Origin of the sequence: Curtobacterium sp. MCJR17_043, from assembly GCF_003224315.2 — a bacterium.
In the GTDB taxonomy this organism is placed as follows: Bacteria; Actinomycetota; Actinomycetes; order Actinomycetales; family Microbacteriaceae; genus Curtobacterium.
Window position 1 is genome coordinate 2,765,961 of the sequence record NZ_CP126259.1, and the last position, 22,309, is coordinate 2,788,269.

The 22,309-nt window shown below is 73.2% G+C and carries 20 protein-coding genes and 5 pseudogenes; 16 read left to right on the forward strand and 9 right to left on the reverse strand.

Features of this window, described 5'->3' with window-relative positions:
- Positions 1-8: 8 nt before the first annotated feature.
- A complete protein-coding gene (locus tag DEJ15_RS14295; RefSeq protein ID WP_110824686.1) occupies positions 9-704 on the reverse strand; it encodes an NUDIX hydrolase in 696 nt (231 codons plus the stop codon).
- A gap of 131 nt (positions 705-835) precedes the next feature.
- Here DEJ15_RS14295 and DEJ15_RS14300 point away from each other — a divergent pair, with 131 nt between their 5' ends.
- From DEJ15_RS14300 to DEJ15_RS14315, 4 genes and pseudogenes are all read left to right on the forward strand, one after another.
- Positions 836-1,120 carry an acylphosphatase gene (locus DEJ15_RS14300; RefSeq protein WP_110824687.1) on the forward strand — a complete coding sequence of 95 codons (285 nt, stop codon included), beginning with the start codon at positions 836-838 and terminating at the stop codon, positions 1,118-1,120.
- A gap of 124 nt (positions 1,121-1,244) precedes the next feature.
- Positions 1,245-2,870 (forward strand): MDR family MFS transporter, encoded by a 1,626-nt coding sequence (locus DEJ15_RS14305; RefSeq protein ID WP_284175159.1) that lies wholly within the window; start codon positions 1,245-1,247, stop codon positions 2,868-2,870.
- Positions 2,871-3,017: 147 nt separating this feature from the next.
- Positions 3,018-3,275: pseudogene (locus DEJ15_RS14310) on the forward strand (FAD-binding protein); the annotation flags it as partial.
- A 111-nt stretch (positions 3,276-3,386) separates the two neighbouring features.
- A complete protein-coding gene (locus tag DEJ15_RS14315) occupies positions 3,387-4,151 on the forward strand; it encodes a D-arabinono-1,4-lactone oxidase (protein ID WP_284176219.1) in 765 nt (254 codons plus the stop codon).
- A gap of 27 nt (positions 4,152-4,178) precedes the next feature.
- Here DEJ15_RS14315 and DEJ15_RS14320 read toward each other — a convergent pair whose 3' ends face one another.
- Complete coding sequence (locus DEJ15_RS14320) at positions 4,179-4,676, reverse strand: 2'-5' RNA ligase family protein (RefSeq protein ID WP_110824690.1); 498 nt, start codon at positions 4,674-4,676, stop codon at positions 4,179-4,181.
- Positions 4,677-4,845: 169 nt separating this feature from the next.
- On the opposite strand from DEJ15_RS14320, the gene DEJ15_RS14325 reads away from it, so the two are divergent.
- Genes DEJ15_RS14325 through DEJ15_RS14335 form a run of 3 tightly spaced genes read left to right on the forward strand, consistent with a single transcriptional unit; the run spans position 4,846 to position 7,513 of the window.
- The gene (locus DEJ15_RS14325; RefSeq protein ID WP_110824691.1) at positions 4,846-5,808 is read left to right on the forward strand and encodes a MetQ/NlpA family ABC transporter substrate-binding protein; all 963 of its coding nucleotides are present in this window, start codon (positions 4,846-4,848) and stop codon (positions 5,806-5,808) included.
- The gene (locus tag DEJ15_RS14330) at positions 5,808-6,845 is read left to right on the forward strand and encodes a methionine ABC transporter ATP-binding protein (RefSeq protein ID WP_110824692.1); all 1,038 of its coding nucleotides are present in this window, start codon (positions 5,808-5,810) and stop codon (positions 6,843-6,845) included. Before DEJ15_RS14325 ends, DEJ15_RS14330 begins: the two co-directional genes overlap by 1 nt.
- Entirely contained in the window at positions 6,842-7,513 is a 672-nt protein-coding gene (locus DEJ15_RS14335) for a methionine ABC transporter permease (protein ID WP_110824693.1), read from the forward strand. Before DEJ15_RS14330 ends, DEJ15_RS14335 begins: the two co-directional genes overlap by 4 nt.
- 275 nt (positions 7,514-7,788) lie before the next feature.
- On the opposite strand, the gene DEJ15_RS14340 is transcribed toward DEJ15_RS14335, so the two are convergent.
- Both DEJ15_RS14340 and DEJ15_RS14345 read right to left on the reverse strand, forming a co-directional pair.
- Positions 7,789-8,565 carry an endonuclease/exonuclease/phosphatase family protein gene (locus DEJ15_RS14340; protein ID WP_110824694.1) on the reverse strand — a complete coding sequence of 259 codons (777 nt, stop codon included), beginning with the start codon at positions 8,563-8,565 and terminating at the stop codon, positions 7,789-7,791.
- A 441-nt stretch (positions 8,566-9,006) separates the two neighbouring features.
- A complete protein-coding gene (locus DEJ15_RS14345; RefSeq protein WP_284175160.1) occupies positions 9,007-10,278 on the reverse strand; it encodes an MFS transporter in 1,272 nt (423 codons plus the stop codon).
- Between the two features lie 23 nt (positions 10,279-10,301).
- On the opposite strand from DEJ15_RS14345, the gene DEJ15_RS14350 reads away from it, so the two are divergent.
- On the forward strand, positions 10,302-11,543 hold the full coding sequence (locus DEJ15_RS14350) for a putative hexosyltransferase (protein WP_110824696.1): 1,242 nt from the start codon (positions 10,302-10,304) through the stop codon (positions 11,541-11,543).
- Positions 11,544-11,600: 57 nt separating this feature from the next.
- On the opposite strand, the gene DEJ15_RS14355 is transcribed toward DEJ15_RS14350, so the two are convergent.
- The 3 genes and pseudogenes from DEJ15_RS14355 to DEJ15_RS14365 all read right to left on the reverse strand — a co-directional run bounded on the left by DEJ15_RS14355 (position 11,601) and on the right by DEJ15_RS14365 (position 14,089).
- Entirely contained in the window at positions 11,601-12,092 is a 492-nt protein-coding gene (locus DEJ15_RS14355) for a pyridoxamine 5'-phosphate oxidase family protein (RefSeq protein WP_110824697.1), read from the reverse strand.
- Positions 12,089-12,889, reverse strand: a complete 801-nt coding sequence (locus DEJ15_RS14360; protein ID WP_284175161.1) for a hypothetical protein — start codon at positions 12,887-12,889, stop codon at positions 12,089-12,091. Before DEJ15_RS14360 ends, DEJ15_RS14355 begins: the two co-directional genes overlap by 4 nt.
- Before the next feature lie 87 nt (positions 12,890-12,976).
- Positions 12,977-14,089: pseudogene (locus DEJ15_RS14365) on the reverse strand (LLM class flavin-dependent oxidoreductase).
- A gap of 122 nt (positions 14,090-14,211) precedes the next feature.
- Here DEJ15_RS14365 and DEJ15_RS14370 point away from each other — a divergent pair.
- On the forward strand, positions 14,212-15,129 hold the full coding sequence (locus tag DEJ15_RS14370) for an SDR family oxidoreductase (protein WP_110824700.1): 918 nt from the start codon (positions 14,212-14,214) through the stop codon (positions 15,127-15,129).
- Positions 15,130-15,576: 447 nt separating this feature from the next.
- On the opposite strand, the pseudogene DEJ15_RS18775 reads toward DEJ15_RS14370, so the two are convergent.
- Positions 15,577-16,014: pseudogene (locus DEJ15_RS18775) on the reverse strand (NRDE family protein); the annotation flags it as partial.
- Positions 16,015-16,201: 187 nt separating this feature from the next.
- Here DEJ15_RS18775 and DEJ15_RS19685 point away from each other — a divergent pair.
- From DEJ15_RS19685 to DEJ15_RS19695, 7 genes and pseudogenes are all read left to right on the forward strand, one after another.
- Positions 16,202-17,460, forward strand: a pseudogene (locus DEJ15_RS19685) (bifunctional phosphopantothenoylcysteine decarboxylase/phosphopantothenate synthase).
- Between the two features lie 97 nt (positions 17,461-17,557).
- Complete coding sequence (locus DEJ15_RS14380) at positions 17,558-17,959, forward strand: DoxX family protein (RefSeq protein ID WP_110824702.1); 402 nt, start codon at positions 17,558-17,560, stop codon at positions 17,957-17,959.
- A gap of 62 nt (positions 17,960-18,021) precedes the next feature.
- Positions 18,022-19,233, forward strand: a complete 1,212-nt coding sequence (locus DEJ15_RS18790) for a DUF1810 family protein (protein WP_349814722.1) — start codon at positions 18,022-18,024, stop codon at positions 19,231-19,233.
- A 69-nt stretch (positions 19,234-19,302) separates the two neighbouring features.
- Positions 19,303-19,953 carry a GntR family transcriptional regulator gene (locus DEJ15_RS14395; RefSeq protein ID WP_110824705.1) on the forward strand — a complete coding sequence of 217 codons (651 nt, stop codon included), beginning with the start codon at positions 19,303-19,305 and terminating at the stop codon, positions 19,951-19,953.
- Positions 19,954-20,303: 350 nt separating this feature from the next.
- Positions 20,304-20,597, forward strand: a complete 294-nt coding sequence (locus DEJ15_RS14400) for a MarR family winged helix-turn-helix transcriptional regulator (protein WP_502866112.1) — start codon at positions 20,304-20,306, stop codon at positions 20,595-20,597.
- Between the two features lie 962 nt (positions 20,598-21,559).
- Positions 21,560-21,646, forward strand: a pseudogene (locus tag DEJ15_RS19690) (aggregation-promoting factor C-terminal-like domain-containing protein); the annotation flags it as partial.
- 58 nt (positions 21,647-21,704) lie between these two features.
- On the forward strand, positions 21,705-21,836 hold the full coding sequence (locus tag DEJ15_RS19695) for an aggregation-promoting factor C-terminal-like domain-containing protein (protein WP_502866174.1): 132 nt from the start codon (positions 21,705-21,707) through the stop codon (positions 21,834-21,836).
- Between the two features lie 118 nt (positions 21,837-21,954).
- Here DEJ15_RS19695 and DEJ15_RS14410 read toward each other — a convergent pair whose 3' ends face one another.
- The gene (locus DEJ15_RS14410) at positions 21,955-22,098 is read right to left on the reverse strand and encodes a hypothetical protein (RefSeq protein WP_284175163.1); all 144 of its coding nucleotides are present in this window, start codon (positions 22,096-22,098) and stop codon (positions 21,955-21,957) included.
- Between the last annotated feature and the right edge of the window lie 211 nt (positions 22,099-22,309).

Consider the following 22,309-nt stretch of genomic DNA (forward strand, 5'->3'; position numbering starts at 1 on the left):
GTCCCCGTTCAGTGCGCGGTGGTGGGTCGGGTCGTCAGCGGGCCGTTGTCCGCGTACGACAGGTCGGGGTTCGAGCGGTACAGGCGGGCCGGTCGGTGCCGGTCGCCGCTCGTGGTCTCGTCGGTGGGCAGGACCGCGTTGCTCTGCGCGACCTGCCGCCGGAAGTTCGCCGGGTCGAGCGTCCGGCCGAGCACGGCCTCGTAGACACCGCGGAGCTCGGCGAGGGTGAACCGGTCGCCGAGGAACGCCTGCGCGATCCGCGAGTACGACACCTTGTTCCGGAGCCGCCAGAGGGCGTACTCCACGATGCGGTCGTGGTCGAACGCGAGCGGCGGGTGCTCGTCGGCGAGGAACCACCGCACGTTCCAGTCGTCGGGAACGACGTTCGCCTCGTCCGGGTGCACGAGCGCCCAGTAGACGACCGACACCACCCGGCTCGGGGAGCGGCCGACGTCCCCGAACGCGTAGAGCTGCTCGAGGTACCGCGGCTGCACCTTCGTCGTCTCGCGGAGGCGCGCGGCCGCGGAGTCGTCGAGGCCCTCGTCCGCGCCCACCCATCCGCCCGGCAGCGCCCACGAGCCCTCGTGCGGTTCGGTCACGCGGCGGACGAGCGGCATCCAGAGTGCGGGGACGCCGGTGTCGGGATGTGGGCGGAGCGCCACGATGACGGTCGAGACGGCGACGCGGATCCCGGGCTCGGACATCGCGATGCCCCCCTCTTGTTCAGGTCCTACTGACCCGATCTGTTCGGGTACTGATGACCGTATCACGAGGGTCACCGCACCGGAACGTAGCCGGAACGTTGGCGAAACACACCCCGCCTAGCATCGGCCGCATGGGCAGCACGACCACGAGGAAGCACGCCGTCGTCAGTGGCACGGTTCAGGGCGTCGGGTTCCGGTGGTGGACCGCGCGGAAGGCCGACGGACTCGAACTCGCCGGGTACGCCCGGAACCTGTTCGACGGCACCGTCGAGGTCGAGGCCGAGGGCCCCGCACCCGCGGTCGACGCGCTGGTCGTCATGCTCCGCTCCGGCCCGCCCTCGGCGAGCGTCACCGACGTGGCCGTGCGGGAGGTCGCGCCGCACGGCGACGAGGACGGCTTCCGCATCCTGCACTGACCGTCCACACGCCGTTCCACCCGACGTTCCCCGGCTCGGGAATGATCGGGACCCGTCAGTGCTTCCAGCCTCGGCACCCGTCCGTCCGGGTGCGCGCCACACCACGATCCTCCAGGAGCCCCCCTTGACCCAGGCCGTCGACTCCGCGCCCCGTACCGGGAGCCTCGAAGCCCCCTCCCCCGCCGGCACCCGACTCGTGATCGGGCTGCTGCTCGTCTCCGCGTTCGTCGTCATCCTCAACGAGACGATCATGGGTGTGGCGCTGCCGCGGCTCATGGACGACCTCGACATCAGCGCCGCGACCGGCCAGTGGCTCACCACCGGCTTCCTCCTGACGATGGCCGTGGTCATCCCGGTCACCGGCTACCTGCTGCAGCGGTTCGACACCCGCCCGGTGTTCGTCTGGGCGATGAGCCTGTTCTCGGCCGGCACCCTCGTCGCGGTGCTCGCGCAGGGCTTCACGATGCTGCTCGTCGGGCGCATCGTGCAGGCCAGCGGAACCGCGATCATGATGCCGCTGCTCATGACCACCGTCCTCACCCTCATCGAGCCCGCGCACCGCGGCCGCGTGATGGGCAACATCTCCATCGTCATCTCGGTCGCCCCGGCGATCGGGCCGACGATCTCCGGCCTCATCCTCAACGCCTTCTCGTGGCGCTGGCTGTTCGGCTTCGTGCTCCCGATCGCGCTCGCCGCGCTCGTGCTCGGCATGGTCAAGGTGCGCAACGTCTCGACACCCCGCAAGTCGGCCATCGACGTGGCCTCGGTCATCCTGTCCGCCTTCGCGTTCGGCGGGATCGTCTACGGCCTGTCGAGCATCGGCGAGAGCGGCACCACCGGTCCGGCGCTGCCGATCACCTCGCTCGTCGTCGGGTTCGCAGCCCTCGCGGTGTTCATCGTCCGCCAGACCCGACTGCAGCGTCGCGACGCCGCCCTCCTCGACCTCCGCACCTTCAGCACGAAGGGCTTCACGATCCCGATCGTCGCGATGGCGATCAGCTTCATGGCGATGTTCGGCACGCTCATCCTGCTGCCGATCTACCTGGAGCGCGTGCTCGGTCTCGAGGTCCTCAGCGTCGGCCTGCTGCTGCTCCCGGGTGGGCTGCTCATGGGCCTGCTGTCCCCGATCGTCGGTCGCATCTACGACCGCCACGGACCGCGCGTCCTGCTCGTCCCGGGCTCCGTCATCATCAGCGCCGTGCTCTGGGCGCTCTCGACCGTCACGGCGGACACCAGCGTCTGGTTCGTGCTCGGTGCCCACGTCGTGCTGAGCCTCGGCCTCGCGCTCACCTTCACGCCGCTGTTCACCTCGGCGCTCGGCGGACTCCCGCCGCGGCTGTACTCGCACGGCAGCGCAGTGCTCGGCACCGCCCAGCAGCTCGCGGGCGCCGCGGGCACGGCACTGTTCGTCACGCTCCTCACGATCGGGGCCACCAGCGCGGCCACGAGCGGTGACGCCGCGGACACGGCGACGGCCACCGCGTCCGGAGTGCACCTGGCCTTCCTGGTCGGCGCCGTGATCTCCCTGTTCGGGATCGTCGCCTCGTCGATGGTCCGGAAGCCCGTCACCCCCCGAGGGCGCCCCGGCACCCGTCATGCACTGACACTCTCCACCGCACACGAGGCGCACCACGCGCCCCGGCACGCACATCGCGCCCCGTCCCGACGGGGCGCGATGTGCGTCCGGGGGCGCGATGCCGGGTCACGCCGTGGCATCGTGGGCGCATGCGGTCGACGACGAGCGAGCTGAACTGGTCCGGCACGGTCACCTACACGGCCGAGCGCGTCGTCCGGCCGACCTCGCTGGACGACGTCGCCGACCTCGTCGCCCGGAGTCCGCGCGTCCACGGACTCGGCACACGGCACTCGTTCAACGACGTCGCGGACACCCCCCGGCGTCCTGCTCGACCTCACCGCCGTGCCCACCGACCTCGTCGTCGCCGAGGACCGCCGCACGGCCACCATGGGCGCCGGCACCCGGTACGGCGTCGTCGCACCCGACCTCGACGCCGCCGGCGTCGCCCTGCACAACGAGGGCTCGCTGCCGCACATCTCGCTCGGCGGTGCGGTCGCGACCGGGACGCACGGCTCCGGCACCGCGCTCGGGTCGCTCAGCACCGCGGTCGCCGCGCTCGAGGTCGTCGGACCGGACGGCACCACGAGCACGATCCGCCGCGGTGACCCGGCGATGCAGGGCGCCGCGATCCACCTCGGCCTGCTCGGCATCGTCACGCGGGTCACCGTCGACGTGCAGCCCTCGTACCGGATGCGGCAGGACACGTACGGCCCGATCGCCTGGGACACCTTCACGGCCGGTGCCGCCGAGGTCTTCGCCGCCGGGTACTCGGTCTGCGCGTACACGGTGTTCGGCGACACCGTCTCCGAGGTGCTCGTGAAGTCCCGCGTGCCGGACGGTGCCGACGACGTCGCGGTCCCCGCCGACCTCCTCGGTGCCCCACGTCTGCCGGGTGCCCCGGGCGACGGCCACCACACGGCGCGGGACGGCTCGGTCGGGCCGTGGTGGGACCGCCTGCCGCACTTCCCGATCGACGCCGTGCCCTCCGTCGGGTCCGAGGTGCAGAGCGAACACTTCGTCCCGCTCCGGCACGCCGCCGCCGCGCTCGACGCCCTGCGGGGGCTGGCCCACCGGATCCAGCCGCACCTGCACGTGTCGGAGCTCCGCACCATGGCCGCGGACGACCTCTGGCTCAGCCCGACACAGGGCGAGGACGTGCTCTGCATCGCGTTCACCTGGAAGAAGCACCCCGCGGAGGTCGCCGCCCTGCTGCCCGACCTGGAGGTGCGGCTCGCCCCGTTCGGCGGTCGCCCGCACTGGGGGGAAGATGAGCTCCCTCGACGCCACGGCGGTCGCGGCGCTGTACCCACGACTGCCGGACTTCCGCGCCCTGGTCGCGACCCGCGACCCGGACCGGAAGTTCGCGTCCGCGTTCGGCGAGCGGGTGCTCGGGACCTGAGCCGTGCCTCCCGGGAGGCCCGTGGCGCGGCCGGTGCGTCGGCTGCGGCGACCTGACGGAGCGCCTGCGACCGGTCGCCGACGTCAGCCGACGGTGGTGACCGTCTTCGTCTCCCCGTCCCAGTGACGCACCCCGGCGACGCCGAGTTCCTCGGGGAGCGGCACGGCCGCGAGCACCTCGAGCATCCGGGGCAGGTCGACGTCCCGTGGGTGCCGGGCGAGCGTCAGGTGCGGTGCCCACCGGCCGGGCAGCGAGGTGTCGACGCCACCGGGGGCCACGCGGTGCACCGCCTCGTGGAAGGCGGCGAGCGCGCGGTCGACCACGACGCCGACCCCGAGCACGTGCCGACCGGGGCCGGCCGGGAAGAGCAGGAGCCCGGCGGGGCGCACGGTCGACGGCAGCGCCACGTCGAAGCCGGGCGGCACGGGCAGGGTGTCCCCGGCCGCGAGCGTGACGTGCGGCGCGTTCGTCGCCGAGGTGTGGCGGCCCATGCTCGGCAGGTCGGCGTCGACCAGCGCATCCCAGAGGTCGCGCACGGCCCGCTCGGCGGCCGGGTCGAGGACGAGTTCGATGCTGCGCACACTCCGAGCCTGCCCGCCGGGGACGCCGCCCGTAACACGACGGAACGCGAATCGACCGTGTCCGCGTCGCCGTGCACACTCGTGGAGTCCCCGCCGGACGACACCGGACCGAGGACCCGACAGCACCCGTCCCTGCCACCAGGGCGACCCCCCCTCACGAGGAGCACCCATGACCGCCGCACCCGTCCTGCCCGACCGTCCGAAGCGCAAGCGCCCCATCGGGTGGATCGTCGCGGCCGCAGTCGTCGTCGTCGCGATCGTCGTCGCCCTCGTGGTCGTCGCCGTCCGCGGTGGCGGCTCCGAGCAGGCCGGAGCCGCCGGGTCCGGGTCCGACCGGAAGGCCCAGACCGTCACCATCGGCGTCGCGGACAAGGCGCTGCCCTACTGGAAGACCTACACGGAGCTCGCGAAGGAACGGTTGAACGTCACCGTCGAGCTGACGAACTTCGCCGACTACTCGCTGCCGAACCCCGCGCTCAAGGACGGGCAGGTCGACATCAACCAGTTCCAGCACATCCAGTACCTGGCGAACTACAACGTGACCTCGAAGGACGACCTGCAGCCGATCGGCTCCACCGCCGTCTACCCGCTCCCGCTGTACGCGACGAAGGTCGACGAGCCGTCCGAACTGCCCGAGGGCGCGAAGGTCGCCATCCCGAACGACGCCATCAACGAGGCCCGCGCCCTGCTCGTGCTGCAGGCCGCGAAGCTGCTCGAGTTGCAGGACGGCGGCAGCGCCTTCTCGACCACGGACGACATCGAGTCGGCCAAGGTCGACGTGCAGCCGCTCGACGCCTCGCAGACCGCCAACGCCCTGCAGCAGGGTTCCGTGCAGGCCGCCGTGGTCAACAACAACTTCGCGACCGCCGCCGGGCTCCCCGCGTCGGACAAGGTCTTCACCGACGACCCGACGAGCTCCTCCGCCGCCCCGTACGTGAACGTCTTCGCGGTCCGCAACGAGGACAAGACGAACAAGACGTACCTCGAACTGGCCGAGCTGTTCCAGGACGACGCCGTGCAGAAGGCGTTCAAGCAGGACTACCCGGACGCGGTCTCCCGCGACCAGGACGCCGCCGAGCTGCAGGACGAGCTCGCCACCGTCGAGCAGGACGCGAAGGCGGCAGCGGAGTAGTGGCCGCCCTCGTCGAACTCCGCGGCGTCACCAAGAGCTACCGCCGCGCCGACACCGGAGAGACCGTCACCGCGGTCGAGGGTGTCGACCTCGACGTCCACCAGGGAGAGGTCCTCGGCGTCATCGGCTACTCCGGTGCTGGCAAGTCCACCCTGGTCCGACTCGTCAACGCACTCGAGCTGCCCACCTCGGGCACGGTCACGGTCGCCGGTCAGGAACTCACCGCGATCCCCGAGCGCGACCGGCGCACCGCACGTCGCCGGATCGGGATGGTCTTCCAGCAGTTCAACCTGTTCCGCTCCCGCACGATCGCCGGGAACGTCGCGTACCCGCTCAAGGTCGCCGGCGTCGCCAAGGCCGAACGCGACCGCCGCGTCGCCGAGCTGCTCGACTTCGTCGGTCTGCTCGACCGTGCACACGCCTACCCGGAACAGCTGTCCGGCGGTCAGAAGCAGCGCGTGGGCATCGCCCGTGCCCTCGCCTCGAACCCCGAGCTGCTCCTCGCCGACGAAGCCACGAGCGCCCTCGACCCGGAGACCACGTCCGAGGTGCTCGCGCTCCTCCGCCGCGTGAACCGCGAGCTCGGTGTGACGATCATCGTCATCACGCACGAGATGGACGCCGTCCGCCGGATCGCCGACCGGGTCGCCGTGATGGAGCAGGGCCGGGTCGTCGAGGTCGGGGACGTGTACGACGTGTTCTCCGCCCCGACCACCGGCGCCGCCCAGCGCTTCGTGCGCACCGCACTCCACGACCGCCCGTCCGCCGAGACCGTCACCCGGTTGCGCGAGCGCCACCCGGGACGCCTCGTGTCCGTGCGGATCACCGACGAGACCGGTCTGCAGGCGCGCATCGACCAGGCGTTCCGCGATGCCGGGGTCACCGCGGAGCTCGTGTTCGGCGGGGTCACCGAGATCCGGGAGCGCCGGATCGGGTCGCTCACCTACGAACTGGGCGGGTCCGACACCGCCACCGACCGGGCCGTGGCAGCACTGCGAGCCGGCGGCATCACCGTCGACGAGGAGGCACGCGCATGAACAACTCGTTCCAGAGCGTCATCGACACCTTCGACGTGTTCCTCGCCGCGATCCGCGACACGATCGTCATGTCCCTCGTGTCACTCGTCATCGCCGGGGTCATCGGACTCGCGCTCGGCCTGCTGCTCTACGCCACCAGACCGGGCAACCTGCTCGGCAACCGCGGCGCGTACACGGTCATCAACCTGGTCGTGAACCTGGTGCGACCGATCCCGTTCGTGATCTTCCTGGCCGCGATCGCCCCGCTCTCCCGCGTGGTCGTGCAGACGACGATCGGTGTCCCCGCGGTGACGTTCGCGATCTCGCTCGCGGCGGCGTTCGCGGTGTCGCGCATCGTCGAGCAGAACCTGCTGGCGGTCGACCCCGGCGTCGTCGAGGCGGCACGGGCCTCCGGGGCGCACCCGGTGTCGATCCTGCTGACGGTGCTCATCCCCGAGGGCCTCGGGCCGCTCATCCTCGGCTACACGTTCATCTACATCGGCATCGTCGACATGACCGCGCAGGGTGCGCTCGTCGGTGGCGGTGGCCTCGGTGAGTACGCGATCACGTACGGGTCGCAGCGGTACGACTGGTGGGTCGTCTACGTGTCCGTGGCGGCGATCGTCGTGATCGTCCAGCTCGGCCAGTTCGTCGGCAACCGGTTGGCGCGGGCGACGCTCCGCCGCTGAGCCGACCCGCCGGCCCGCCAGGTTCCGCGATTCCGGCATCTCGCGCGCCGAGATGCCGGGATCCCGGAACCTCGGCGGCACGCGCGCGGCATGTCGTGCGACCCCGGCGGACGCTGACGCGGCCTGGAGGCCCTGCCTCCGCCACGGGACCGCCGTCGGCCCGCCAGATGGACCGGGTGGGGTCGCACGATGTGCCGCCGACCGGCAGGGGCAGCGGCAGGTCGTGCGACCCCGCGCAAGGTGCGCGGCGCGTCGTTCGGCTACGCGGCGGGCGGCTACGCGGCGGGCGCGTCCTCCGCGGCCGGGGCCTCCACCGCGGCGGGCTCCTCGTAGTCCGCGCGGACCAGGATCGGCCGGTGGTCGGAGATGCCCGCGGGCAGGGTCTCGACCCCGGCGATGTGCAGGCCGACACTCGTGGCGAAGTCGAAGTGGCCGGTGAACTTGCGGTAGCGCAGGTACGTCGGCTGGTCGGACAGGGACAGCGCGAAGCCGGACTCCTCGATCTTCCGACGCAGGTTCGTCTGGAACCACGGGTAGTTGAAGTCGCCGACCATGATCGCCGGGGCCTCGCTCGACAGGTCGCGGACGAAGTCGTGCGCGGCCTCGATCTGCTTGCGGCGCAACGAGTTCGTCGCCGTCAGGGGCGAGGCGTGGAAGGACGCGACGATGACCTCGGTGTCGGCTTCCCGGTCGTACAGGTGCATGGCGATGAGGCGCTCGTGCGCGGGTGACAGCACCCGGTCGTGCAGGGACTTCTGCAGCGAGTGGATGCCGAGGTCGCGGACGTCGAACCGGTCGTCGCGCTTGTAGATGGCGAGGCCGAGCCGGTTCGCCTGGGTGGACGCGGCGAGGGTCAGGCCGCCGACGGACGTGGCGAGGTCGGTGCTGTCGCACTCCTGCACGCAGAGCACGTCGGCCTGGGAGGACTCGGCGAGAGCCGCGAGCTCGCTGTTCGCGGTGTGCTCACGGAGGTTGTAGCTCACGACGCGCAGGGCGGTCTGCCGGACCTCGGTGGTCGAGTCTGTCGTTGCCTGTTCCTGTGGCGCCGCCATGCTGCCTTCCGTTCCGGGCCCGATCGGCCCTCTCTCCTGCGGCGGTCACGGTACTCGGACACCGCAGCAGGTTGCTGAGACTGTAGCGCGGTGCGGATCGCGGACACGTGACGTGGCGGTGGACGATCGGTGACGACCCGACCGCGTGCCGGTCGACCCCGCCGCTGGCGCCCCGCACCGCCCCGTCAGCGCCCCGCCGGCTCCCGTACGCGGCGGGTCGGACGGACGGTCTCCCCCCGCGGTCCGGCTCATGAGCAGCCCCTCGACGCAGGCGACGAGCAGCAGGACCGTGATCACGCCGAAGGCGACCTCGTACGGCGCCGTACCGGCGAGCCCCTCCCCCGCCGACGCCCGACGCGGCCCGGAGCACGACGGCGACGACGGCGACCCCGAACCCGGCCGCGGTCTGCTGCAGCGTCGAGGACAGCGTGTTCGCGGCGGTCATGTCCGGCTGCTCCACGTCCGCGAACGCGATCGTGTTGTACGCGGTGAAGCCCACCGACCGTGCGGCACCGCTGACGACGAGGAGGACCGCGAGCAGCCAGAACGGCGTCTCCGGTGTGAGGAACACCATCGCCAGGACGGACAGCGCCGCGAGGGCGGAGGACACGACGATGACCGGACGGTACCCCCCACCAGCGCAGGAACGGCGTGGTCGCGGGCTTGATGCCGAGGTTGCCGACGAAGACCCAGAGGACGGCGGACCCGGCCTCGAGTGCGGTCCACCCCCCAGGCGTCCTGGAAGAGCAGCGGCAGCACGAACGGCACCGCGGACACCGCCAGGCGGAACAGGCTGCCGCCTGCGTGTGAGACACGGAAGGTCTCGAGCCGGAACGCGTCGAGCCCCATGATCGGGTGCGGTGCCCGGCGGAAGTGCCGGATCGCGAGCCAGGTGCATCCCGCACCGACGACGCCGGCGACGACGGCCGGCACGACGGGCACGGTCTCGAGGGCGAGCAACGACGCCATGACGACGAGCGCGCCGAGCCCGAGGCAGGCGAGCACCGACCCGCGCCAGTCGAACGGCACCCGCTCCGGCGCACGCTCCTGCGGGACGAGGACGAGCGCCGCGACGACGGCCACCACCCCGAGCGGGATGTTGACGAGGAAGATCCAGTGCCAGGACAGCGTGTCGACGAGCACCCCGCCGAGGAACGGCGCGATGATCGGCGCCGCGAGCGCGGGCCACGTCAGGATCGCGATCGCCGTGACGAGCTGGTCGCGACCGGCGCTGCGGAGCACCACGAGCCTCCCGACCGGCACCATCAGCGCACCGCCGAGGCCCTGCAGGATCCGCCACAGCGTCAGCTCGACGAGTCCGGTCGAGGCGGCGCAGAGCGCCGAGGCGAGCGTGAACAGCGCGATCGCGCCCACGAAGACGGTCCGGGACCCGACGCGGTCGGTGATCCACCCGCTGACCGGGATGAACACGGCCAGGGTGACGAGGTAGGCGGTGATCGCGACACCGACGGCGGCGGAGTCGACGCCGAGGTCGCGCCCCATCGCCGGTGCCGCCGTGGCCAGGATCGTCCCGTCCAGGAGCTCCATGAAGAAGGTGCCCGCCACGAGCACGGCGACCGCCGTGCTGCTCGTCCGTCGTGTCGTCGTCGTCATCGCTCCGGATGCTAGTCGGACCGCTGCGTGATCCGTGACGCGAGGTGTCCCCCTTCCCCAGCGAGCGACGACTACCGTGGAGTTGTGCCGTCTGCCCACCCCGACCTCTGCGGACCGCGCGCATGAGCCGCCTGGACGGGGTCCTCACCGGCTCGGTCGCCGCGGGTCGTCGCCGCGTGGTCGACACGGTCGTCAGCCTGCCGGCGTGGTCGGCGGTCCTGCTGCTCTGGACCGTCGGGCGCCTGGTGTCGACGATGTGGCTGATGGTCGTGTACCCACTCGTCTCGCGCGTGCAGCCGGACAATGCCATCTGGGGCAACGACCACGGGTTCACGGCGTTCCTGACGTCGTGGGACGGGCAGTACTACGAGGCGATCTCGCTGCACGGGTACCCCTCGGTCCTGCCGATCGACGCCACCGGACACGTCGCCCAGAACGCCTGGGCGTTCCTGCCCGCGTTCCCGTTCACCATCCGGCTCCTCACCGTGTCGACCGGTCTGCCGTTCACCATCGGCGCCCCGACCGTCGCGATCGTCGCCGGCCTCGTCGCGACGTTCCTGCTGCACCGCCTCGTCCAGGAGCACGCCGGTGCGACCGCGGCACTGTGGGCGGTCTTCTTCTTCACGTGCGGTCCGCTGTCGTTCCTGCTGCAGGTCGGGTACGCCGAGACCGCCTTCCTGGCGCTGACCTTCGGGGCGCTGCTGGCGATGGAACGACGGCGGTACGGGCTGCTCACCGTCCTCGGGGTCGTCGCCGCGTTCACCCGTCCCGGTGCGCTCGCCATCCCGCTGACGCTCGGTGTGCTCGCGCTCCTCCGGTACTTCGCGGCGCGGCGGACGGGCGCCCGGTCGCTCGACGGGTTCCCGGTCGCGGAGCGGGTCAAGGTCGTCGTCGCCGGGCTCGTCATGGCGGCGGCGGGATCGGCGTGGCCGGTCATCGCGGCCTGGGCGACCGGTCGTCCGGACGCGTACCTCGCGACCGAGATGTCCTGGTGGGTGAACTTCATCGGCCGGGTGCACTTCGTGCCGCTGTCGCCGTGGTTCCTCACCACCGCGAAGTGGCTCGGCGTCGGCGGCGTGCTCCTCGTCGTGCTCCTGCTCGTCCTCTACCCGCTGTGGTTGTCGCGCCGCTCCACCCGGCAGCTCGGGACCACCACGGTGGTGTTCGCCGCGGGGTACGCGCTGTACGTCTTCGCGGTGTCGCTGCCGATGGCGTCCACGCCCCGGCTGCTCATGCCCCTCGCGCCGCTGATGGGGTCGCCGGAGCTGGTTGCGAAGCCGGGACTGCGGTGGACGCTGGTGGCCGGCGCCCTGGTGCTGCAGCCGGTGTTCGTCGCGCTCCTCTGGCTGCTCGGCCCGCCCTGACGGGACCGTCGCCGGCGCCCGGGCTCGTGTCGGACACGACCCGGGCGGCGACGTCCGTCAGACCTCGATCGTGCCGTGACTGCCGACGTCCGGCTGGGACTGGTGCCCGATCGCGGCCTTGAGGGTCTGCACGAGGCCTCCGACCGGACCGGCGTCCTGCGTCCAGTACTCGACCGAGACACCCTGCACCGTGAGCAGCCGGATCGACGGGTCGTCGCGCCCGTCCGGGAACCACGCCTCGGCGAACGGTGACCAGAGTTCGTCGACCACCGCGCGGTCCTCGGTGACGGTGGCCGTACCGGCGATGGAGAGGTACCCGCCCTGCGACTCGATGGCGACGTTGACGTGCGGGTTCCGGGCGATGTCCTCGACCTTCTCGCTGCCGTCCTGCACGAGGAACCGCAGCGTCCCGTGGAAGGACTTGTCCTGCACGGCGAGGGGTCGGGCGTGCAGCTGGCCGTCCGCGCTGACGGTCGTGAGGAGTGCCGTCCGTGCTCCGTGGACGATGTCGGAGATGGCGGCGCGGTGGTCGGTCTGGGTGTCGGTCATGATGCTCCTTTGCGTCGTGCGCCCCGACTGCCGGCACGAGGCCGGCTCCGTGACGCGAACCGTTCCCTCCAGTCTGCCCCGATCGGCTCGGGATGCGCGAGGGACATCTGCCGGGAGGCCCGTCCCACCCCCGCGACGCCGCTCCGGCCGCGTCGGCGCGGACGGCAGCGGTCAGGCGCGCTCGCGGATGGTCGTCTCGACGTCGACCACCTGCGGGATCCGCGGCAGCGACGCGAAGCCGAACCGCACCGGCGGGTCCAGGGGCGCGAGCTCCCCGAGGGGCTCCCCCCGCCCAGGTGCCACGGACACCCACCACGTCGTGCGCCCCGGTGACGCCGTAGTACTCGCGGCGGCCGCCCCCCCGCGGTGCCGGCGGTGCCCGCTCCGGGAGCGACGAGCTTCGCGACGGGGTCGATCACGGTGAGCCACCGCGGGTCGCGGGCGATGCGCTTCGGGACGATGCGGAGCACCCGACCGAGCGGGGAGATCGTGCCGACGTCGACCGAGGCGACGAGGGGCCCGGCGTCGAGTTCGAGTCCGCGCGCGGTGCGTCGGGCGCTGATGTCCACGACCGACACCGCGTCGAACCGGTAGGTGCCGGAGACGTAGGCGGCGACGATCTCGTCGGGAGCGAGGAGCACGCTCGACCCGTCGGGCAGCTCGACGAACACGTCGGTGAACGCGCCGAACGGGGACGACTCCCACATGCCGACGACGAACCGGACGCCGGAAGTGCTCCCGGCGCCGAGGATCCGTCCGCGGAACCGTCGTTCGGTGGTCTCGTTGCTCGGCGACATGCGGCAGACGGTACGCGGAGCAGCCCGGGAACCGCCGGGCGGACCGCTCAGCCCGTCCGGCGACGGGTCAGCCCGTCCGGTGGTGGATCAGGGGACGGGGACCGGCTCCGCGAGCAGCTCGCGGACGCGCGGCGCGACCCGCGTGCCGTACAGCTCGATCGACCGCATCATGTCCTCGTGCGGCAGGCGACCGGTCGCGTACCGCATGTCGAACCGGGTGACGCCGAGGATGCGCATGTTCCGCGCGATCTTGCGCGCGACGGTCTCCGGCGACCCGACGTACAGCGACCCGCCCGCGGAGAGCCCGGCGCGGTAACCCGCCTGGTCGAGGGGCGGCCAGCCACGCTCACGACCGAGCTGGTCGGTGACGGCCTTGTGGAACGGCCAGTACCGCTCGGCGGCCTCCTCGTCGGTCTCGGCGACGAACCCGGGCGAGTGCATCGCGATCGGCTGCTGCGGGAGCTCGAGCTGGTCGAGCGCCTGGCGGTAGAGCCGGGCGTACGGGGCGAACTGCGCCGGCTGCCCCCCCGATGATCGCGAGGAACAGCGGCATGCCGTAGGACGCGGCTCGGATGACCGACTGCGGGGACCCGCCGACGCCGATCCAGGTCGGGATGGGGCCGTGTTCGAGCTTCGGGAAGACGTCCTGCTCGACGAGCGAGGCGCGCTTCGTGCCCTGCCACGTGACGGTGTCGCCGCCACGGAGGGCGCTCCAGAGCTGCAGCTTCTCCTCGAAGAGCACCTCGTAGTCCTGCAGGTCGAAGCCGAACAGCGGGAAGGACTCGGTGAAGGACCCGCGGCCCAGGACGACTTCGGCGCGCCCGTTGGAGATCGCGTCGACGGTGGCGAAGCGCTCGTACACGCGGACCGGGTCGTCGGAGGACAGCACGGTCACGGCGGAACCGAGGTGGATGCGCTCGGTCCGAGCGGCGATCGCTGCGAGGACGACCTCGGGGGGCGCTCACGGAGTAGTCGGCGCGGTGGTGCTCGCCGACGCCGATGAAGTCGATGCCCACCTGGTCGGCGAGGACGGCCTCCTCGAGTAGGTTCCGCAGCGTCTGCGCGTGGGTGAGGGGGGCTACCGGCAGGACCGTCGGTGACGTCGCCGAACGTGTCGAGGCCGAGCTGCACCGGGCCGACCCGGTCGGGTGCGGGCGGCGGGACGTCCGAGGGTCGGTTCGTGCCGAAGGCGTTGCTCATGGGACCCTCCCGGATCTCGCAGTCGATCAATGCGAACGCATGAAAACTAGCACGATCGCCCGCCGACCGCACCCCCTGCCGCGGGCGAGCCGGGCACAGCGCCGCTGTGTACGGTCCACCCCATGGTGCAGTCCTCGACCCTCCCCGACCAGACCGGCCGACGCATCGTCGTCACCGGGTCCAACAGCGGCACCGGCAAGGAGGCCGCCCGCCGGCTCGCCGGGGCCGGCGCGAGCATCGTGCTCGCGGTCCGCACCCCGTCGAAGGGCGAGGACGCCGCCGCGGAGATCCGTCGTGAGCACCCGGACGCCGACCTCGAGGTCCGGGAGCTCGACCTCGCCGACCTGTCGAGCGTGCACCGCTTCGCCGACGGCGTCATCGCCGACGACCGACCGCTCGACGTCCTCGTCAACAACGCCGGCGTGATGGCCCCGCGGGAGCGCTTCGAGACCGTCGACGGGTTCGAGCTGCAGTTCGAAACCAACTTCCTCGGCCCCTTCGCCCTGACGAACCTGCTCCTGCCGACGCTCCTCCGCGCCGAGGCGCCCCGCGTGACGACCATGTCGAGCATCGCCGCGGTGCCGGGGAAGATCCACTTCGACGACCTGCAGTGGCAGCGCAGCTACCAGCCGTGGCTCGCCTACGCGCAGTCGAAGCTCGCCGACCTGCTCCTCGGGCTGCACCTGCACCAGGTCGCGATCACGCGGGAGTGGGGCCTCAGCTCGACGCTCGCGCACCCCGGCTTCACGCGGACGAACCTGCAGGCGGCGGGCCGCTCCCTGGGCCGCGACCGCCCCGTCCACGCGAGCGACCGGGCGTTCCCCTGGACGCAGGGCGTCGAGCAGGGGTCTGAGCCGCTCCTCTACGCCGCCGTGGGACCGGGTGCGGTGTCCGGCGCCTACTATGGACCGGCCGGGCCGCTCGGCCTCACCGGGCCGACGACGCTCGCGCCGATCCCGCGCTCGGCACGGGGCGTCGACCTCGCCCGCTCGCTCTGGGCGGTCGCCGAGGACCTCACCGGGACCCGCCTGCCGGACTGACGCCGGTCCGCGGGACCCGGGACGGGCCTCCCGGCGGACACCGCACCAGTCGCCCCCGCCGGGAGGCCCGTCCTGAGCCCTCGGAGGACGGTCGCCTACGCGTGGTCGTGCGTCAGCGGCCCGTGCAGGACCCCCCGGCTGTGCGAGCCGGGTGTGACGCAGCACCGTCCGCTCCGGTCCGACCGCCGCGGCGACGATCGACAGGGTCGCGAAGTGCCCCTCGGGTTCGACCGTGTCCCGCAGGATCGCGTCCGGGTCGTCGGCGGGCAGGACGGTCGAGCCGTCGAGCACGTCGAACCACGGACCCCAGCCGTCCTCGTCGGCAGCCGGCCCCGTGCGGCCCACCTCGTCGGAGGGGTCCCGAGCGGGCGGGCCCGTCGGCGCCGGCGCGGCGCGGAACGCGTCGAGCCACCGGCCGATCCGGGGCGCCGCCGGGTCGTCCGGCTCGCCGTGCGTGACCATGTGCACGCCGGGCCCGAGCACGGTCGTGCGGACGGCCGACCCGTCCCAGGTGACGACCTCGGCCCCGTCGGCCGTCGCGCGCACGAGGTTGAAGGCCCGGCTCGTCGGCGCGGTGCCGGCCGCGCCCGGCAGGACGCCGTCGACCACGGCGTCGAGCGGCAGCGTGCCACGGGTCGTCCAGGACCCGTCGACTCCCGGGGTGTCCTCCCACCGGTTGAGCACGACCGCGAGCCCGGCACGGTCCGACGCGGCCAGCCACGCACCCCCGGCCTGCTGGTCGCGGACGCCCCGGACCCCGGGATCGCGGTCCGGCCACCACGCCGCCGGCGGGTCCCACGGCCGGTCCGGCGACTCGTCCCGCAGCGCGAGCATGGTCACGGGCCAGGCCGCGGCGGGATCGACACGGACGACGACGGTGCACATGACGGTGATCCTGCCACCCGGCGTCGGCGTTCCCCGCCACCGCCGGCGCTCTCCGTGGTCGCTGCTCGCACGTTCCCCCCGCCGGTCGCCCGTGCGACGGCCGCACGCGTCCGCTCGGCGGGTAGCGTGAGCGCCGTGAACGAGGCAGCCCTGCAGACCGTCCGCCCCCCGCACCGTCGTCGTCGGGATCACCGGCGGGATCGCCGCCTACAAGGCCGTCGGCGTCGTCCGCGACCTCGTCAAGCGCGGCCACGACGTGCACGTCGTCCCGACCGAGGGCGCGCTGCGGTTCGTCGGGCTGCCGACCCTGGAGGCACTCAGCCGCAACCCCGTCTCCACGAGCGTCTGGGACGACGTCGCCGAGGTGCGGCACGTCGCACTCGGCCGTCGCGCCGACCTCGTCGTGATCGCCCCCGCCACCGCGGACAGCCTCGCGAAGATGGCCGCGGGCCTGGCCGGCGACCTGCTCGGCACGACCCTGCTCGCGACCGAGGCACCCGTCGTCGTCGCCCCCCGCGATGCACCCGCAGATGTGGGAGCACCCGGCCACCAGGGCGAACCTCGCGACACTCCGCGCCCGTGGCGTGCACGTCGTCGGTCCCGTCGTCGGCGCCCTGACCGGCGACGACGCCGGTATCGGCCGGATGTCCGAACCGGAGGACATCGTGCGGGCCGCACTCGCCGTGCTCGACGGGGACAGCGGGGACACCCACGGGGGGTGCCGACGGAACGGACGCGGTCCCGGGTCGCCACACCGGCGCCCGCGGCGAGCAGGGCGACCTGGCCGGCGTCCGCGTGGTGGTCAGCGCGGGCGGGACCCGCGAACCGCTCGACCCGGTGCGGTTCGTCGGCAACCGGTCGAGCGGCCGGCAGGGCATCGCGCTCGCCGCGGAGGCCGCGCGCCGGGGTGCGGACGTGACCCTCGTCGTCGCGAACACCGACCCCGGGCTCACCGCGGACCTGCCCGTCGAGGTCGTGCGCGTCGGGTCGGCGCAGGAGCTCGCCGCTGCCGTGCACGCCGCCGCGCCCGCAGCCGACGTCGTCGTGATGACCGCGGCGGTCGCCGACTACCGGCCGGCCGAGGTGCTCGAGTCGAAGCTCAAGAAGGAGCAGCAGGGCGACCGGATGACGCTCGAACTCGTGAAGAACCCGGACGTCCTGGCCGAACTCGTCGCCGCACGGCGGGTCGGGCAGGTCATCGTGGGGTTCGCCGCCGAGACCGAACCCGACCGCGAGGCGCGCATCGAGCTCGGGCGCGCGAAGATCGCCCGGAAGCCGGCCGACCTGCTCGTCGTCAACCACGTGGGCTGGTCGCACGGCTTCGAGCGCGAGGAGAACGCGATCGAGGTCCTGGTGCCCGGCGGCGAGGTCGTCCGCGAGACCTCCGGTTCGAAGGCCGACGTCGCCACGGCCGTCCTCGACCTGGTCGCGACCGCGCTGGCCTGACGCCGACGCCGTCCGGGCACACGCGCCCTCCCGACCCGCGATGCCGACCCCGGACCGACCTGGGCGTGCGCCGGGGCACGACGGGCACGATGGAGCGATGCGACGGCGGACCAGACGTGCACGGCGTGCGACGAGGACCGCCGGTGTCCTCGCCCTCATCCTCGGCGGTGCGGGCGTGACGCACTTCCTCCGGCCCCGCGGGTACGACCGCATCGTGCCGGACGCCCTCCCGCCACGGACGACCACCCTCGCGTCCGGCGTCGCCGAGCTCGGCATCGCCGCCGGGCTCCTCGTCCCGGCGACCCGACGCGGTGCCGGCTGGGCCGCTGCCGCGCTCTTCCTCGCCGTCTTCCCCGCGAACCTCAAGATGGCCGGGGACCTGCTCAACAGCCCCCGGTCCAGCCGGACCGCACGCCTGGTCGCCGTCCTCCGCCTGCCCCTGCAGGCCCCGCTCGTCGCGTGGGCCGTGCGGGTGGCCCGACACGCCCCACGCCGATGAGCGAGGCCGCGCCCACGCCGGCGCCGGGACGGGGTGCACCGCGGTCCCGGGCCTCTGTCGCGTTGCTCCACCGACCGGTCACGGTCCACGCCTGGGACGACATCGTGTTCGCGCACTGGCGCTGCGAACCCGAGACGCTCGCACGGCTGGTCCCGCGCGGCACCCGTCCGGACGTCGTCGACGGCAGCGCCTGGGTCGGGCTCGTCGCCTACGTGTTCCGTGAGACGCAGGTCCCACCGCTCCCGCCGTCCACCCGCCTCGGCAGGATGACCGAGGTCACGATCGAGATCCTCACGGTCGACGACGCCGGCCGCCGCGGGATCGCGTACCTGACCGTGGACACGCCGAACGTCCCCGCCATCGTCGCCGCCCACGCGCTGCTCGGCGTGCCGTACACGTTCGCCTGGGCACGCTCCCGTCGCCGCGGCGAGACCGTCGGCCACCGGTCCGTCAGGCACCCCGGGCGCGTGCGGCACCCGATCCGTGCGGTCCGCCTGGCCCGCGCGGCCCGCCGGACGCCAGGCCCGTCCACCGTCCGGCACGCCGCCTCGGTGCGCGCCGTCGCCGGCGAGGTCGACCGCTCACCGTTGGCCGCCGAGCTGACCACCCGTGCCGGCATCCACGCACGGCTGCTCGCGCAGACCCTGTTCTGGCAGCGCCAGCACCCGCCGCTCACCGTGCGGTCCGCCCGACTCGAACGGCTCGAGGGCGACCTGCCCGACGCGGTCGGCCTGCCGGGCCTGTTCGACCGGGCTCCCGACTCCGTGCTCGTCGTCGACGGCACCACCGTCCGCTACGCCTGGGGGGGACGTCGTCCGATGAGCACCGTGCACGACGGGTCGGACGGCGACGACCCGTTCGACCTCGACCGCTTCGTGACGGCCCAACACGGCGTGCACGAGACCGCGCTCGCCGAGCTCCGGTCCGGGCGGAAACGGTCGCACTGGATGTGGTTCGTGTTCCCGCAGGTCGCCGGCCTCGGTCGGAGCTCGACCGCCCGCCACTACGCGGTGACCGGCCTGCCGGAAGCCCGGGCGGTCCTCGCACACCCGGTGCTCGGACCGCGACTGCTCGACGCCGCGGCCGCGGCCGTCGACGCGCCGGCGGACTCGGCCGAGGACCTGTTCGGCGGCATCGACTCCGTGAAGGCCCGGTCGTCGATGACCCTGTTCGCCCGTGCCGCCGACGACCCGGCACCGTTCCGGGCCGTCCTGGAGCGGTGGTTCGACGGCCACGAGGACCCCGCGACGCTGCGCCTGCTCGACCTGGGCTGACCACATCCTGCCGGTAGCACATCAGGTACGGTGAGGAGGCCCCCGCCCCCCGATCCGGAAGGTCCTCGCATGCCGGTCCCCAGCACCGCCCCGACCGAGCACAAGCTGCTCCGCGACACCGTCCGGCAGAAGATCCACGAGGCGATCATGGACGGGACCCTCGAGCCCGGGGAGCGCCTGAACGACGAGGAGCTCATCGCCTGGCTCGGCGTCTCCCGGACCCCCATCCGCGAGGCCCTCAGCCAGCTCGCCCGGGCAGGGCTCATCGAGATGGCACCGAACCGGTACACGCGCGTGACGACGCCGGACCCGGCGCAGGTCGTCGAGGCCATGCAGACGCTCGGCGTGCTGTTCGGCGGCGTCGTCCGGCTGGCCGTGCCGCGTCTGTCGGTGGCCGCGCGGAAGCGGATCCTGTCGGCGCTCGACACGACCGTCACCGAGCTCGAGGCACACGACGTCCCGGCGGTGAACCGTGGCGCCCTCGGGGTGTTCGCGCTGTACGTCGACGAGTGCGGCAACGCGGACCTGCAGCGTGTCTGCCGCGACACGATGGACGGCCTGGCCTTCCGGCTGCGGTTGCCGGACCTCGACCGGCTCGTCGACTGGGACCGGATGACCGAGGACTTCCGGCGGCTCCGGACGGCCACGGCCGACGGGGACAACGTCGCCGCGGAGCTCGCCACCGAGGCCATCCACCTCCTCCCGGGCGAGAAGCGCTGACCCCGTAGCCGTCCATTCCCTGAACGTCCGCACAGGGTCGGAGTGGGCCGACCGGGAGCAGGGCCTGACCTCGTCACCGGACATGGTCCCGCCGATCCCGGCGGTCACGCTCGTGTCCCCCGATCTGCACCGCCCCGGCGACCGCTACGATCGTGCTCACCACCCGACCGATCCCCGCGGAGCAGCCATGACCGACCTCGACCCGGACCGCACCGAGGTCGCCGCACGACTCGCCGCGGCGGTCGGTCGGATCAACCGGCGGGCGCGCACCGACTCCGCGTCACTCGGCTACGGCATCGTGTCGGCACTCGCCTCCATCGTGCAGCACGGCCCCCCTCCGCCCCGGCGACTTGTCGCGGATCGAGGTCGTCACCAAGCCGACGATGACCCGCATCCTGACCGAGCTCGAGCAGCGCGGCTTCATCGAGCGCGACGCCGATCCGCGTGACGGCCGGGCCTTCATGGTGAGCGCGACACCCGCTGGCGTGGACGCCGTCGACGCGGCCCGTTCGGAGCGCACCGGCATCGTCGCCGGCCTCATCGCGGAACTGTCCCCCGACGACGTCGACGCGATCGCCCGCGCCCTCGACGCACTGGAGCGCGTCGCCCAGAGTCCGACCGCCCGGGCGGCCGGGTCTTCCTGACCGCTCGCGCCTCGTTACCGAACCGTTACCGGGCCTCCGGCCGGTCTCCGGTGCGCAGGTGCTGACGACACGTCCAGGATCACGGGTCATCGTGGCGGCTTCGCCCCGCGGGTGACCTGAGCGTCACCGCGCCGCGGCGGAACGGACGGGCCCCACACCACCGTCCGCTCCTCCCCCCGGCTCGCGGGTCCACGCGACGACGCGGACGGCAGGGTCTCCCGCCCCTGTCGTCTCCCCGGTGCGCCCGACCGTCCCCGACGCTCGGCCGCACCGGTGTCCGGCGTGCGCCCCACCCGCGCACCCGTCCGGACAGCCGTCCACCGAGGACCCGCACCACGAGCCGGCCGACCCCCCGGAAACCATGACGCGAACCACTCCCCGCACCGGTGCCCCGGCACCCGGCACCCGCCGCGCCGCCCTCGACACCCCCCTCCCGTCGCATGCGTCGGACCCTGCGCAAGCACGGCGTCCTCCTCGCCGGCGGGGCCGCGGTCGTCGCGATCGCCGGCGGCGCCCTCACCGTGACGCAGCCCGCGCTCGGCGACGCGCTCGGCGTGCCCAGCGCCTCCGCGACCCCCGGCCTGAGCGGCACCGACCTCGGCCGGGCCCAGGCCGCAGCGACGGTCGCGACCGCCCGCACCGTCGTGCAGGACGCCAACGACGAGACCGACACCGCCGAGCTCGAGCAGCACATCGCATCGCTGGCGGACATCCGTTCGCTGTCCGGCTCGGCGCTGACCGAACGCATCGCCGCGACCGTCGACACCACGCAGGAGGTCGCTCAGGCGAGCGCCGACCAGGACGCGCAGGACGCCGCCGACCGGCAGGCGGCAGCGCAGCGGGCTGCCGACCGGGCGGCCGCGGCGGAGGCAGCCGCCGCTCGTGCCGCGGCGGAACGGGCTGCCGCCGAAGCGCAGGCCCGCGCGAACACCCCCGCCGGGGCGAAGACCGTGGCGGCGTCGATGGCGGCGTCCGAGTACAGCTGGGGCGCGGACCAGTTCCAGTGCCTCGACAGCCTGTGGACGAAGGAGTCCGGCTGGGACTACCGGGCCGTCAACCCGGACGGCGGCGCAACCGGCATCCCGCAGGCGCTCCCCCGGCTCGAAGATGGCCTCGGTCGCCGCCGACTGGCAGACGAACGCCAGCACCCAGATCACCTGGGGCCTGCGCTACATCGACGCCTCCTACGGCACCCCGTGCAGCGCGTGGTCGCACTCGCAGGCGGTCAACTGGTACTGAGCCGGGCAGCCCGCTGACGCGACCGCCCGACGACCCGGGCCGACCGGGTGGCGAGCGAGCGACGCGACGGGCCGGTGTCGGGCCTCCCGTCCGGCGCAGCCCGGGCCGAGGACGACCGTCAGCCGATGCGCGCGACCCGCACGTCGATGCGGGTCGGTGTCCGGCCCGCGGCGGAAGCGACCGCGAGCGCGGCGTCGTGGACGGCATGTGCGACGACGGGTGCCGGCGCGCTCCCGTCCGTCCCGATCACCAGGTGGAGCACTGGACCGTCGACGCCGACGCGCGCACCGGCCGGGCCCGCACCGGCAGCGCCGGGGGGCGAGGCGCCGGACGGCCGCGACGGCGCTGCCGATGGTCGGCCGCGGCCGGTAGAGGTCGGTGACGCCGGGGACGGCGAGCACGGCGGCCTCGACCGCCAGGAGCGTCTCCGCGGTCCAGGGTGTGGCGGTCTCGTCGGTGACGTCGCCGCCGGT